Origin of the sequence: Shewanella electrica (assembly GCF_022321485.1) — a bacterium.
GTDB classification, from domain to species: domain Bacteria; phylum Pseudomonadota; class Gammaproteobacteria; order Enterobacterales; family Shewanellaceae; genus Shewanella; species Shewanella electrica.
Genome location: NZ_JAKOGG010000587.1, coordinates 1 through 248 on the forward strand (window position 1 = coordinate 1; position 248 = coordinate 248).

At 43.5% G+C, this 248-nt stretch carries 1 protein-coding gene; it reads left to right on the forward strand.

Going from position 1 to position 248, the window contains the following annotated elements:
- Positions 1-41 precede the first annotated feature (41 nt).
- The coding region (locus tag L9G74_RS21530) for a hypothetical protein (RefSeq protein WP_238898874.1) at positions 42-248 on the forward strand (207 nt) is incomplete at its 3' end.

The window sequence follows — 248 nt, forward strand, 5'->3', positions numbered from 1 at the left end:
TGGATGCCCAGGAGATTATTCCACCATTCAAGAAGGGCTTCTTGGCCGACATTATCGCTGAAGTTTACAAGCAATATCACGTGACCGCAACGTCACTCTTGCTTGACCGGATGAAGGACTTAGGTTACAACATTTCAACTAAGTCTGGTTTGACGGTTGGGGTTGCCGATATTACTGGTTTGAAAGAAAAACCAGCAATCATTGCCGAAGCCCATAAACAAGTTAATACGATTTCAAAACAGTTCCGT